Annotated in this window: 14 protein-coding genes; 7 read left to right on the top strand and 7 right to left on the bottom strand. The window is 37.6% G+C overall.

The window, feature by feature from the left end; genetic code table 11:
* Window positions 1–43: 43 nt before the first annotated feature.
* From IE867_RS07090 to smpB, 3 genes are all read right to left on the bottom strand, one after another.
* The gene (locus IE867_RS07090; RefSeq protein ID WP_192484074.1) at window positions 44–1,240 is read right to left on the bottom strand and encodes a multidrug effflux MFS transporter; all 1,197 of its coding nucleotides are present in this window, start codon (window positions 1,238–1,240) and stop codon (window positions 44–46) included.
* Window positions 1,241–1,391: 151 nt separating this feature from the next.
* Window positions 1,392–2,213: a tRNA 2-thiocytidine(32) synthetase TtcA gene (ttcA, locus tag IE867_RS07085; protein ID WP_225629987.1), complete on the bottom strand. Its 822-nt coding sequence runs from the start codon at window positions 2,211–2,213 to the stop codon at window positions 1,392–1,394.
* A 4-nt stretch (window positions 2,214–2,217) separates the two neighbouring features.
* Window positions 2,218–2,712, bottom strand: a complete 495-nt coding sequence (smpB, locus tag IE867_RS07080; RefSeq protein ID WP_192484072.1) for an SsrA-binding protein SmpB — start codon at window positions 2,710–2,712, stop codon at window positions 2,218–2,220.
* A 74-nt stretch (window positions 2,713–2,786) separates the two neighbouring features.
* On the opposite strand from smpB, the gene IE867_RS07075 reads away from it, so the two are divergent.
* From IE867_RS07075 to IE867_RS07045, 7 genes are all read left to right on the top strand, one after another.
* Window positions 2,787–3,230 (top strand): type II toxin-antitoxin system RatA family toxin, encoded by a 444-nt coding sequence (locus IE867_RS07075; protein WP_192484071.1) that lies wholly within the window; start codon window positions 2,787–2,789, stop codon window positions 3,228–3,230.
* Complete coding sequence (locus IE867_RS07070) at window positions 3,227–3,529, top strand: RnfH family protein (protein WP_192484070.1); 303 nt, start codon at window positions 3,227–3,229, stop codon at window positions 3,527–3,529. Before IE867_RS07075 ends, IE867_RS07070 begins: the two co-directional genes overlap by 4 nt.
* A gap of 12 nt (window positions 3,530–3,541) precedes the next feature.
* Complete coding sequence (locus tag IE867_RS07065) at window positions 3,542–3,679, top strand: hypothetical protein (RefSeq protein ID WP_192484069.1); 138 nt, start codon at window positions 3,542–3,544, stop codon at window positions 3,677–3,679.
* Entirely contained in the window at window positions 3,676–4,725 is a 1,050-nt protein-coding gene (locus IE867_RS07060; protein ID WP_192484068.1) for a PDDEXK nuclease domain-containing protein, read from the top strand. Before IE867_RS07065 ends, IE867_RS07060 begins: the two co-directional genes overlap by 4 nt.
* A gap of 83 nt (window positions 4,726–4,808) precedes the next feature.
* Window positions 4,809–5,231: a PaaI family thioesterase gene (locus tag IE867_RS07055; RefSeq protein WP_192484067.1), complete on the top strand. Its 423-nt coding sequence runs from the start codon at window positions 4,809–4,811 to the stop codon at window positions 5,229–5,231.
* A 1-nt stretch (window position 5,232) separates the two neighbouring features.
* Window positions 5,233–7,212, top strand: coding sequence for a bifunctional tRNA (5-methylaminomethyl-2-thiouridine)(34)-methyltransferase MnmD/FAD-dependent 5-carboxymethylaminomethyl-2-thiouridine(34) oxidoreductase MnmC (gene mnmC / locus IE867_RS07050; protein WP_192484066.1), 1,980 nt, complete (start codon window positions 5,233–5,235; stop codon window positions 7,210–7,212).
* Between the two features lie 51 nt (window positions 7,213–7,263).
* On the top strand, window positions 7,264–8,475 hold the full coding sequence (locus IE867_RS07045; RefSeq protein WP_192484065.1) for an MFS transporter: 1,212 nt from the start codon (window positions 7,264–7,266) through the stop codon (window positions 8,473–8,475).
* A 10-nt stretch (window positions 8,476–8,485) separates the two neighbouring features.
* Here IE867_RS07045 and IE867_RS07040 read toward each other — a convergent pair whose 3' ends face one another.
* The 4 genes from IE867_RS07040 to IE867_RS07025 form a co-directional block, all read right to left on the bottom strand.
* Window positions 8,486–9,691 carry a multidrug effflux MFS transporter gene (locus tag IE867_RS07040; protein ID WP_192484064.1) on the bottom strand — a complete coding sequence of 402 codons (1,206 nt, stop codon included), beginning with the start codon at window positions 9,689–9,691 and terminating at the stop codon, window positions 8,486–8,488.
* Window positions 9,692–9,710: 19 nt separating this feature from the next.
* Complete coding sequence (gene bamB / locus IE867_RS07035) at window positions 9,711–10,880, bottom strand: outer membrane protein assembly factor BamB (protein ID WP_192484063.1); 1,170 nt, start codon at window positions 10,878–10,880, stop codon at window positions 9,711–9,713.
* A 14-nt stretch (window positions 10,881–10,894) separates the two neighbouring features.
* Window positions 10,895–11,542, bottom strand: a complete 648-nt coding sequence (locus IE867_RS07030; RefSeq protein WP_192484062.1) for a YfgM family protein — start codon at window positions 11,540–11,542, stop codon at window positions 10,895–10,897.
* Window positions 11,543–11,670: 128 nt separating this feature from the next.
* Window positions 11,671–12,420 carry a TatD family hydrolase gene (locus IE867_RS07025; protein ID WP_192484061.1) on the bottom strand — a complete coding sequence of 250 codons (750 nt, stop codon included), beginning with the start codon at window positions 12,418–12,420 and terminating at the stop codon, window positions 11,671–11,673.
* Window positions 12,421–12,471 lie beyond the last annotated feature (51 nt).

Here is a 12,471-nt window from a genome sequence, read left to right as displayed (position 1 = left end):
AGACCTAAGATTACAGATGCAAAACTATTATTATCACTTGAAATCATGCTTTGTCTTTAATGCCAATTAAAACAATAGCAGCAATAATCGCCATAACAAGTATTAATAAAGCAATCAGTAAGTTAGGTGCTAAAGGTAGAGATAAAGCAAAGCCACTGATAAGACCCGCAGCAAGCATGCTAATGCAGCCATATAGACTGCCCACAGCACCTAATCGTGTTTTAAAGGTGACAATAGCTAATGTGCTGCTTGTTGGGAAAATGACACCTGCGGCAAAGTTGAAGATAATCACTGCCAGCATGATAAACTCAAGGCTGTGACTAAAGAAAACGGCTTGAATTGTGATAAGTATGCCTGAAAGCAAGAAAAGCATCACAGCAATGACTTGAGAGCGTTCAATAGAAATATATTTAAGCGCCATGCCATTGGCAAACATACCTACGGCAATAAAGATTTCACCAATGCCAAATACAATAGCGTAGTGGATTTCGCTGAGACCAAAATATTGTTGAAACAAGAAAGCACTTATGGATAAATAGGCAATGATAGCACCCATAATGGTACTTGAGATTATCATGTTTTTGATAAACGTTTTATTCTTCATAACCCATAGATAGGTTTTAACGGATAGTTTGGCTGAAAGGCGCTTTTTGGGATTTAGTAAAGTTTCAACTAGATAAATATAAGCACCAATGTAGCAGATCACACTTAAAATTAAGATGAAAATAAAGTCTGCACGCCAATGATAAACGTGTGCTAAGAATGCACCAACGATTGGGGCAATCACAGGTGCCATTAAAGTGCCAATACCCATAAATGACATAAAGCGCGCATATTTAACCTTATCAGGAATAACATCACGCAAAATAACGCGACCTAATGACATCGGTGCAGCCATGCCAATGGCTTCAAGTGTGCGCCCAACCATTAGCATGCTAAAGTTTAGACTAAACACAGTAATCAGTGTACCAATAATGCTAATGGCAAGACCCGTAAGAAAAATTTTGCGTCGCCCAAAGCGCTCAGATAGGGGACCATAAATAAGCTGCGCACAGGCAAAGACAATAAAATAATAGGTAACACTAAATGCTAATAAATGAGCGCCTGTGCCAAAGTCTTCACTAATACTCGGTAACGAAGGGACATAAATATCAGAGACAAAAATACCCAGCATCGAGGTAACCATAATAATAAAAACGAAAATAACCTTAGCTGATGTAGATGCTTTAATATGTAACATGATGCCTGCCCAATAACTAAACTTTTAGTGTTGTAAAATTTTCAAAAAATGAACGCAAGTTCAGTATAAGGTAAAACAATTTTTTGTGCTAGACGGATTCTGGGAAAGTTTGTAGTAAAAGTGTAATAATGTAAGTATTTAATTAAAGGAACTAAAACAGATGTTCAGATGACTCATTGGCAATCAAGCAGTTACTATCAGCATATAGACGTTCTTGATCACATCCACGTGTATCAAATAGGGTTTGATCATATAAATGGCTAGGCACAATATTGCTCAGTGAAGCAAATATATTTTGTGGGATAATTGGGTTTTGTTGAGCTAATTCGTGAATGAGGTTTTTTACCTGCTGACGCTTTAGGTTTTCCTGTGTGCCGCATAAGTTGCACGGGATAATTGGAAAGCTTTGTTCTTTAGCAAAGCGGGCGATATCGCGTTCTTGGCAATAAACCATTGGTCTAATCACCACATTTTGCTTATCTTCGGTTAATAGCTTGGCAGGCATTGATTTGATTTTTCCTTGATAAAACATCGACATTAATGCCGACTCAATCACATCATCCTTGTGATGTCCTAACATGATCTTATCAATGTTGTTATCGCGTGCGAAACGATAGATATTACCGCGACGTAAACGTGAGCATAACGAACAATAGGTTTTATTTTTAGGCACCTTATCAATAACAACAGAATAAGTATCGCGTTTTTCGATAATGTATTTAATATTATGATCTTCAAGATATTGCCTTAACCCAGAGTCATCCCAGTCTGGCTGGGTTTGATCTAAAGTGTAGACAATTAAGTCAAGATCATAAGTGCCGTTGGTAACTAAATCATGCATGACTTTAACCAGTGTGAAAGAGTCTTTACCACCGGATAAGCAAATCATCACCTTGTCACCTTTTTGCAGCATTTTATAATCGGCAATGGCTTTAGTGATATAAAAATGAAGTTTCTTTTCTGTTTGCGTCATGGTGTTATAAGCTCTTTTTAAATAAACGCTCTTTTTCACGTTTCCAATCATGCTCTTTAGAGGCTTGACGTTTATCATGTAGTTGTTTGCCTTTGGCAATTGCAATTTCCACTTTAACGCGTGAGCCTTTCCAGTACATTGCCAATGGCACAATCGTGTAGCCTTTGATATCGACTTTACCCAAGAGTTTATTGATTTCTCTACGGTGTAATAATAGTTTACGTGTGCCTGCAGGGACAGGTACAACATGAGTTGATGCCGAGTGTAAAGGTGTAATTAATGCATTAAAAAGCCAAGCTTCATTATTTTTGACATGAATGTGACTATCAGTCAATTGCACACGACCTGCGCGGATGCTTTTGATTTCCCAACCTTGAAGCACAATACCTGCTTCAAAGCGTTCTTCGATTAGGTACTCATGAAAAGCTTTTTTGTTTTTGGCAATCGTACTACTGGTTGCCGTTGATTTTGTATTTTTGGTGTTTTTTGTCTTTGCCATTGTTTTGCAAAATAGTGCATAAGCGTTACAATAGCCAAGATTCTAACATGAACTTATGACATAAGAGAAACACTATGACAACAATTCATCGAACGGCATTGGTTGAATACAGTGCTAAAGAGATGTATGACCTTGTAAATGATATTGATAAATATCCTCAATTTTTACCCATGTGCCAAGCAGTAGAGGTGCACATGCATACCGAAACTGAAGCTGAGGCGACACTCAAAATCGCCAAAGGTGGCGTTAAGATTGATTTTGGTACGCACAATGACATGATCCCAGGTAAAGAAATTAAGATACGATTAATTAAAGGCCCCTTTAAACGTCTATTGGGTGTATGGCATTTTATTCCTTTAAATGACAAAGCCTGTAAAGTGACACTTGATTTAGAGTTTGAATTCTCCTCTAAAGTCATGGCATTAGCATTAGGTGTTGTCTTTAATACACTGGCTAATACGATGCTTGATGCTTTTTGTAAACGTGCGAAAACCGTGTATGGAGCAGAAGCTGTATGAAAGTAGAAGTGATTTATGCTAATCCTCAAGCGCAAAAGCTATATCAACTTGAGTGTGATGAAAATACGACGGTTAAAGATGTGATTACACAAAGCGGGGTGTTAAGTGATTTTCCTGAGATTGATTTAAATGTGCAATCAGTGGGCATTTATAGTGAAATAGTGACACTTGATCATATGGTAAAGCCTGATGATCGTATTGAAATTTATCGCGAATTAACCATTGATCCCAAAGATGCCAGAAGAATTCGCGCCGAAGAAAAACGCAAGAAAGATGGATTAAAACTGTTTGGGGCTTAAAAGAGAGTAAAGATGGCAATTAAAAAATCTCAATTATATTCATCACTATGGGCAAGTTGTGAGGAGCCACAGTTAAGTATTAACTATTATTTTGCAGGATTCGTGCAAACAAAGGGTGTTGTTATCGATATTGAGAGGACAGATAGATGAGCTTTCCTAAAGATACTCAATTTATGAGCCTAATTAATGACATTGCTATTATTATTGAAAGCAGTAGGCAACAAGTACGTCAAACGGTCAACCATGCGATGGTTCAAAGCTATTGGGAAATTGGTCGGCTAATAGTAGAGCATGAGCAAAAAGGCGAAAGTCGAGCAGCTTATGGTAAACACCAGTTACAGTTACTTTCAAAAGAACTTACCGAGCGCTTAGGGAAAGGGTTTGATATAACTAATTTACGTAATATGAGAAGGTTTTATCTATCTTTTCCAAAACGAGAGACGGTGTCTCTCGAATTAAGTTGGTCGCACTATAATGTGCTTGCGCGTATTGAAAATGAAAATGCAAGACATTGGTATATGCGCGAAGCTATAGGCAGTTGCTGGAGTAAAAGAGCATTGGAACGTCAGATTAGTAAATTATATTATGAACGATTGTTATCAAGTAAAGACAAAGAGCTCGTGGAGTCAGAGGCGGCACAAGCAACAAAAATTTTGGCAGAAGGTGCTAAAGACTTTTTACGAGATCCTTATATTCTAGACTTTCTTAACCTTCAAGATAAAACCTATCAAGAAAGTGATCTTGAAAAAGCAATTATTAGTAATTTACAACAATTCTTACTGGAACTAGGCAAAGGTTTTGCTTTTGTAGAACGTCAGCAACGTATTCGCTTTGAAGATGAAGATTTTTATATTGATTTGGTGTTTTACAACTTTAAGCTTAAATGTTTTTTATTGGTTGATTTAAAGCTAGGTAAACTTAAGCACCAAGATATTGGACAGATGGATACTTATGTGCGTTTGTATGATGAACAGAGGAAAAGCAAGGATGATAATCCAACCATCGGCTTAGTTTTATGCAGTGAGAAAAGTGAAGCAGTTGTTAAATACTCGATATTGTCCGATCAAAAGCAGCTGTTTGCGGCAAAATATTTGCCTTACTTGCCGACAGAGGAAGAGCTGATAAGAGAGCTTGAGCGCGAACGGGTACAAGCGCTGATAAAGCTGAGCCAAATAAGAGGAAACACCAGCGAATAAAGAATTATTGCAAAAGACTGCTTAAAAGGCTTTTCACTAAATATTTTTGAGAGAAAATTAACAATTAAACATTGGAGAAAAACATGAGCATTTGGAAAACACCTGTAACACTAGAACAAATGAATGAGCGAGGCGCTGGCTTATTCTCGGATACTTTAGGTATTCGCTTTACAGAGTTAGGTGATGATTATTTATTAGCAGAAATGCTGTTGCAGAAAAAGCACAAGCAACCATTAGGGATAATGAATGGTGGCGTTTCTTGCGGTATTGCGGAAACTGTTGGCAGCACTGCCGCGAATTATGCCGTTGATCTGACAAAGCAATATTGTGTTGGATTGGATATCAATACCAACCATATTCGTCCGGCAACAGAAGGTGTGTTAACAGCCAAAGCCTATGCACATCATATTGGGCGGACAACGCATGTATGGGCAATTGAAATTACTGATGAGAAAGGGCGTTTGGTATCAATCAATCGTTTAACAATGGCTGTCAAGGATCGCTAAATTGCAATATGCAAAACTCAAATGGCAAGATACAGGCGAGCCATTCTCAGATGAATTTGCTGATGTTTATTTCTCAAAACAGAATGGGCTTGCCGAGAGTGAATATGTTTTCTTAGATGGCAATAAACTGAAGCAACGATTTGAACATCTTGATCAAAATGCGCATTTTGTGATTGCTGAGACAGGTTTTGGTACGGGGTTAAACTTTCTTGCGACACTAAAACTTTGGGATAAATATGCACCTAAAACGGCTAAATTAAGCTTCATAAGTTGTGAGAGATACCCTTTAACTTATAGTGATTTAGAGAAAGCATTATCAATATGGCGCGAGCTTAAACCTCAAGCTGATCAATTACTTCAAGTGTATCCAAATAGCTTTTATACTGGTGCAACATCTTTAAATATCGCTGACAATATCAATTTAACCTTATTAATTGATGATGCAGTAAATGCTTTGGCAGCAATGGATATCAGTGTTGATGCTTGGTTTTTGGATGGTTTTGCGCCTGCTAAAAATCCAGATATGTGGTCGGATGATTTATTTAAAGAAATTTATCGTTTAAGCCATGGTAAAACGAGCTTGTCCACCTTTACTGCTGCGGGCTTTGTTAAACGGGCGCTCAAAGCTCAAGGTTTTGAAGTGGAAAAACAAAAAGGCTTTGGTCATAAACGTGAAATGATTTGTGCTGTTGTTAAAGATACTCAAAAGTTAGCGCAAACCAAGATTAAACCGTATTTTGCTAAGCCGCAATTAACACTTGATAAGAAACAAAAAGTTGCAATTATTGGTGCTGGAATGGCAGGATGTGCGTTAGCCTATGAGTTAAGTCAGATGGGCTTTGAGATTGATCTATTTGACCAATGTGATGATATTGCGCAAGGTGCCTCAGGTAATCCTTATGGCATATTGAAGCCTTATATCACAGCCGATGCTAATATCTCAGATAGTTTTCATACTCAAGGCTTTGTACATACCAAAGACTATATTCTGAAACATAAAGGCGAGATTGATTTTAATGAATGTGGTGCTTTGGAGTTATTAAGTGATAAAAAAACACAGTTACGTTTTGACAATATTATCAAAAAGCGTACCTTTCTTTATGGTTTGCTGCAAATCGTTGATGCAGCAACAGCTTCTGATATAGCAGGCTGTGAGATTTCATCAAACTGCGCTTATTATCCAACGGCAATGATGGTTAATCCTTATTCATTATGCCAGAGCCTTATTAGTAATAGCACAAATGTTAATTTGTTGTTATCGCATCGCTTAGATGCGTTTGTCAGATCAAATAATACTTGGCAGTTGAGCTTCATTGATAACAAAAATAATCAAAAATCGTTAGCATACGATATGGTGGTTTTTGCGGGCAATGCTTTGCTTGTAAAAGATCTTGAGGCATTTAAACACATAGAGGTTTATCCATCATATGGACAAATCACTCAGGTGCAGACCTTGTTAAATAATAGGGCAATCATACTTGATAAAGGCTATATTTTGCCAAGCGTTAATGGTAAGCAGCTTATTGGTGCGACGTTTCGTGATAATAATGATTTAATGGCTGAAGTGCGTGAGAGTGATCACAATGTTAACTTAGCTCAGCTAGGTCATGTTATTGATCCGTCAGTAGATATGAAAATCATCTTGGGACGTGTATCATTACGATGTGTCACTGCTGATCATGTGCCGATGATAGGGGCAATTGCTGATAATACCAGTTTTATTGAGCAGTATTACCAACGGTTACAAAAGGGTGTTACTCTAAAAGCATTGCCTCAGATAGAATATCTTTCAGGACTTTATTTATTAACAGGTTTTGGTTCAAAAGGATTATGCTCAATGATATATGGTGCTAAACTCTTAAGTCAATTGATGAGCAATGGATGCCAAGCGCCAATAGTAAATCATTTATTAGAAGGACTTCATCCATTGAGGTTCAACGTTAGAAAGTTTAAAAAGAGAGCTGATTTTTGTGAGTTTTAATCTATAATAACGGCTGATAATGTAGGGACAGAAAATGGATATTAAAAGATCATGGCAATAGAGAAACCATCAAAGATAATTAAACCAAGTAAAGTAATATCGGTTATTCTATTTATTGCTGCAGGATTTGTTTTGGCTTACCCTCAAGCAATGATGGATATCTATTTGCCCGTATTGCCTTATTTAGATAAAGCATTAAATACATCAAGAGAAATGGTGCAATATACGGTGGCACTCTTTCTATTGGGTAGTGCAATTTCACAACTTATTTCAGGTGTGCTATCCGATCGCTTTGGACGTGTGCGTATATTGATTTTAGGCTTACTTATTACCATTCTAGGCAGTGCTTTATGCCACGTTGAACACACAATTGAGTGGATGCTTGTCGGACGCATCTTTCAAGGTATTGGTGCGGGTATGGCGGCAGTGTTAGCGCGCGTTATTGTTGCGGATTCTTTTCAAGGCAAGGCTTTTTCAAAAATTTATGCATTGCTTACTGCATTTTCAGTATTCACCGTATCAATCTCTCCAGTAATTTCAGGCTATTTAATGCAATATCAAGGATGGCATAGTGTTGTTAGCTTTATGTTCTGGTACGCTTTGATTATTGCGTCAATCGTCGGTTTCGGCTTGATTATTGGTAGGGGCACCATTAAATCAAATGCGTCACATATAAAAATAAATATCGCACAAGTAATAAAAATCATGTTTAACTTACGTTTTTTAAGTGCTACGTTGGTGATGTTTTTCGTTTATGGTGTCGCTGCTAGTGTGCTTTTAACCTACCCATATATTTTTGTCCAAGAGTATCATATGCCCGTGGCGGCATTTGGTTGGGTGGTTGCATTAGTTATTGTATGTATGCTTATTGGTGCGTGGTTAAACAGCATGTTCCTTAGAAAATATACGATGATGACCTTGGTTAAAGTAGCACTTATTGTCATGTTTATTAGTATGGTTGGTGTGACCTTATCGTCAAATACCAGTACTTATATCACCGATATTATATGTCTATCTATATTTTGGCTTGTCTATCTTTGGGTTTACCCTAATATGATTGCCATTGCAACAACCGTTTACCCAGAGTATAAGGGCACATCAATTGCTATATTCAGTTTTATTCAAATTATTGGTGGATTTGTATTTACCGCATTGGGTGCCTGGCATATTTTGGATACGGTTTATGAGCTTGGCGTGACAGGCATGGTTGGGATCGTATTAGCTTTAATTTGTTTTATCATTGTTGAGCGTTGCTTACGATAACATTGATTACTTAAGCTACTCGCTTGAGCCAAAGCATATAAATAATTAAAACCACAATACTTAAACTAGATAGAAAGGTGAAAGCAATCGGCATTGAAAGTATATCGCTAAAGGGTAATACCGTCACAATCGCTGTGATTAATGAAGCTGCACCCATTTGAAAAAAGCCCATCATTGCTGAAGCAGATCCCGCTGTTAGGGTAAAAGGAGCAAGTGCCTTGGCTGTGGCGATTGGAATCACAAAGGATATCCCAGTAAAGAGGATGATCACTGGTGTTAATAAGCTGTATAAATGAACGATATTAAGCGACATAAAACACAAGAGCATAATCGCGCCTATGAGACTAATAATCATGCCAATAAGTAATATCCCGTTTTGGCTCATCTTATGTACCAAGTAGGTGCATAACACCGAACCAATCATAAATGCCAATACAATCCCTGCAGCAATCACAATAAACCAGATTTTGTCTAAGTGTAGTATATTAATGACAATGCCTGGCGCTTCAACCAAACAGGCATAAACCATACCGATATTAAGCCCTAATAAGCATAGATAAACAAAATAACCGCGTGCTTGATATAACTTAAAATAATTAATAACTAGCTTCTTGGGACGTGTTGCACCATAGTTTTTTTGGCGCAGTGTCTCAGGGAAGAGAAAAATCACTGCAATCAGCAATATAATGGCTAATACAAATAACACAATAAAATTTGTCTGCCATGAGATAAAGGTGCCGACAATCGCACCAGCACCTGGGGCAATAGCAAAAGCGGCATTCATCTTGGCAAATACTTTGCCTTGATCTTTTAAGGAAAATGCATCACGTACGGCAGCACTTGAGATAACAGCACCAGCACAGGCGCCAAACCCTTGTAAGAAGCGTGCGAAAATTAATAGGGTGATATTTGGACTGATAAGGCACACAATTGAGCCGATAAGGAAAATAACTGCACCAATAATCATAATCGGTTTGCGCCCGAATCGATCAGAAAAAGGGCCATATAGTATCTGGCTAATAGAGTAACCTAAGAGATAAAAGGTAATGGTTAGTTGAACATTATGATAAGGTGTATTAAAGGCTTCAGCAATGCTTGGCAAAGAGGGTGCATAGATCGTATCGCCAAAAGGACCCACTGAAATCATTAGCACCAGAATAAACAAAGAAGGGGCAATAAATGCCGCAATTTTCTGTGAAGTGTTTGTGCTAGACATTTATATTTACAATATATTTTTATAATTGGATAGCAGCAAGTGTGCCACTGTTGGTTTGGACAATGATCGATTTGCCTGCAGCAATAGGTGTGGCACTAATGCCATCACCACCAATTTCAACACGTGTGAGATATTTACCTGTGTCGGCATTAAAGATATGCACATAGCCTTCATAATCACCCACGGCAATCATACCATTAATATATAAAGGCGCTGATGGCTTGCGTCCTTCAAGCTCAGTAGCTTGCCAGAGTTTGTCACCTGTTTTGAGATTATAAGCGGTAATATCACCTTTAGTGTCAGTTGTGAAAATAGCCTTTTGTCCTAATGCTATATTGCGATAAACAGATGCTTTTTTCTGCCAGTTCATGCTACCTAGTTTGGTATTGAAGCTAATCAAGTTGCCTTGAAATGTTGCGACATAAAGCGTGTCATTATCAATAAGTGGGGTGGCAGTAATGTCAACCATCTGTTGCGCAGGTGAACCTGATTGAGGCAAGGCAATCGGGTTATCCCATTGTTTTTCACCGGTGGCTGTTTTTAAGCCCCATAAACTCCCAGATGAAGTGCCAGCAATTACTAGGCCTTGATAAACGATAGGTGAGCTGTTGCCAACTAACATTAAATCAGGCGTAGCAATGCTTTGTGTCCATAGCTGCTTACCGTCTTTAAGGTTATATGCTGAGATACTGCCATCATGTGTTTGTGTGTAGATGATATTGTCAACAACAGTCGGTGCTGAGAATAAGCTGCTTGGTAATGCGCTTTGCCACAGTACTTTGCCAGAGCTAGTATCTACTGCCACTAATGTACCACGCAAGCTACCGACAACGACAACCTTGCCACTAACAGCAACTGCTGAGCTTAACTGCAATTTAGTATCGGTTGACCATAAACGTTTGCCTGTTGTTGCATTTACTGCTGAAATGTATCCGTCATAACTTGATGTGTAAATCACACCATTTTCAATCGCAGGTGTTAACGTTAAATCGATTTGACCATCATTGCCATTGCCAATATTGGTATCCCAGACGTATTTAGCATTTAAACTTGATTTAAACTCAACAAGTGGCTTAGGTGGTGTGTCATTACTTTTATTACCACAAGCAACTAAAGTGCCACCAAATACAGCAATCAATGCAGTGCTTAAAATAATTTTTTTAGTATTTTTGATTGTTAACTTTGTCATATGTTTATCCGTTATCATTTGCTTAATGCAGCAAGATTATCGATTTTCATTTGTAATAAGCTTTTGATATTTGCTAATTCCGGCTTGTTGGCTTCAGATAATGCGCTTTGCCAGTATGATTTTGCCTTGGCATACTCTTTGTTAGCAAAGTAAGCATCACCTAGTAACATATTACTTGAGAGACTAAAGCCCGCCAATGTGATGCTATTAAGTGTTGCAATGGCATCAGCTATTTTGTTTTGCGCTAATTCAACGCGTGCAAGGCGAAGCTTGGCAATTGCTTGCAGATTTGGATTAAGCGTACTATCAGCAACCTGCTTAAGGCTCACTGCCGCTTGGTCTAATTGATTTTTTAAAACCGATTGTTTCGCAATTTCCAAACGTGCGAAATCAGCATAAATCGATTTAGGATAAAGTGTAATCAGGTTTTGTGCTTGATTTAAAATTGCCTCTGAATTACTTGATGCATTATCAGCAATAAGGGCTAAATTTTGGTAAAGCTCAGCGGCTTGCACATTATTTTCAAGCTTTCGTTTTTGCCAATATTGCCAAGCGATGATAAGTATTAAAATAACGCAAATTAGTGTTACTAGCTTCGAGCCATATTTTTTCCATAAAAGCTTTATTTTATCTAACTCATTATTATCCAATTGTTCAGCCATATTTATTGTTCGTCTTGATCAAAACATTGTGTGGCAATATATCACAAAGCGTGGTGTCACAGTAGTGTATTATTGGTTTTTGCTAGATAAAAACGGCAAAATATTTGGGATAAGTGGTATCGGTTGCTCTAAATAATCTGTTGTGCATTTTGTAGCAGTATTCGATGTATTTGATCTTTAGAAAGATTAAAAATGTCAACCAAAAGATCGCGTGTTTGTAATAGAGATAATGGTGTGTTTATTTTATTTCCACTATTTGGTATTGGCATATCAGGTGAGTCGGTTTCCAGTAAGATATTTTCAATGCCTATGCGTTTTAAGACATTAGGTAATTTGCTATTAGGGTAATGCAAAATGCTGCCAATACCCAGTTTAAAACCAAGATCGCAATAGGCTTTTGCAATATTAAAATTACCAGAGAATGCATGAATAATGCCACCATGTGTAAAATGATGATGTTTTAATGTGGCGATGACTTCATTATGTGCTTTAACGCCATGAATAATCACAGGCTTTTGTAAATCTTGAGCAATCGCTAGTTGTTCATTAAAAAAGAACAGTTGCTGATCAAAACATTCTAGATAGCGTTTATCTAAGCCAATTTCACCAATCAGTGGAATGTCATGCGCTAGAAGCCACGGTTTCAGCGTACTAAGGTGTTCCTTCTGATGCTGTTCAATAAAGCATGGATGTAAGCCCAATGCCGGTGTGATTGATAGGTATTGTATACTTAAATCAATTACTCTTTGCCAGTTACTAAACGCTACAGCCGGATTGATAAAGTGAGTAATATTTTTTTCAACACAATGATCTAAAAGCATGTTGCGCATGCCATCAAAACAAGGGAAATCAAGATGGCAATGACTATCTATAAGCATAAAAGTAAGTGTTATTTACAAATCATGTGCAATATTGTAATGCAAATAAAT

The sequence above is a fragment of the Cysteiniphilum marinum genome (genome assembly GCF_014857925.1).
GTDB lineage: Bacteria > Pseudomonadota > Gammaproteobacteria > Francisellales > Francisellaceae > Caedibacter > Caedibacter marinus.
This window is presented reverse-complemented; position numbering and strand designations above follow the sequence as displayed.

Coding starts and splice junctions, on each gene's coding strand:
- IE867_RS07090 (WP_192484074.1), bottom strand. CDS start 1,240: ATGTTACATATTAAAGCATCTACATCAGCTAAGGTTATTTTCGTTTTT.
- ttcA (WP_225629987.1), bottom strand. CDS start 2,213: ATGACGCAAACAGAAAAGAAACTTCATTTTTATATCACTAAAGCCATT.
- smpB (WP_192484072.1), bottom strand. CDS start 2,712: ATGGCAAAGACAAAAAACACCAAAAATACAAAATCAACGGCAACCAGT.
- IE867_RS07075 (WP_192484071.1), top strand. CDS start 2,787: ATGACAACAATTCATCGAACGGCATTGGTTGAATACAGTGCTAAAGAG.
- IE867_RS07070 (WP_192484070.1), top strand. CDS start 3,227: ATGAAAGTAGAAGTGATTTATGCTAATCCTCAAGCGCAAAAGCTATAT.
- IE867_RS07065 (WP_192484069.1), top strand. CDS start 3,542: ATGGCAATTAAAAAATCTCAATTATATTCATCACTATGGGCAAGTTGT.
- IE867_RS07060 (WP_192484068.1), top strand. CDS start 3,676: ATGAGCTTTCCTAAAGATACTCAATTTATGAGCCTAATTAATGACATT.
- IE867_RS07055 (WP_192484067.1), top strand. CDS start 4,809: ATGAGCATTTGGAAAACACCTGTAACACTAGAACAAATGAATGAGCGA.
- IE867_RS07045 (WP_192484065.1), top strand. CDS start 7,264: ATGGCAATAGAGAAACCATCAAAGATAATTAAACCAAGTAAAGTAATA.
- IE867_RS07040 (WP_192484064.1), bottom strand. CDS start 9,691: ATGTCTAGCACAAACACTTCACAGAAAATTGCGGCATTTATTGCCCCT.
- bamB (WP_192484063.1), bottom strand. CDS start 10,880: ATGACAAAGTTAACAATCAAAAATACTAAAAAAATTATTTTAAGCACT.
- IE867_RS07030 (WP_192484062.1), bottom strand. CDS start 11,542: ATGGCTGAACAATTGGATAATAATGAGTTAGATAAAATAAAGCTTTTA.
- IE867_RS07025 (WP_192484061.1), bottom strand. CDS start 12,420: ATGCTTATAGATAGTCATTGCCATCTTGATTTCCCTTGTTTTGATGGC.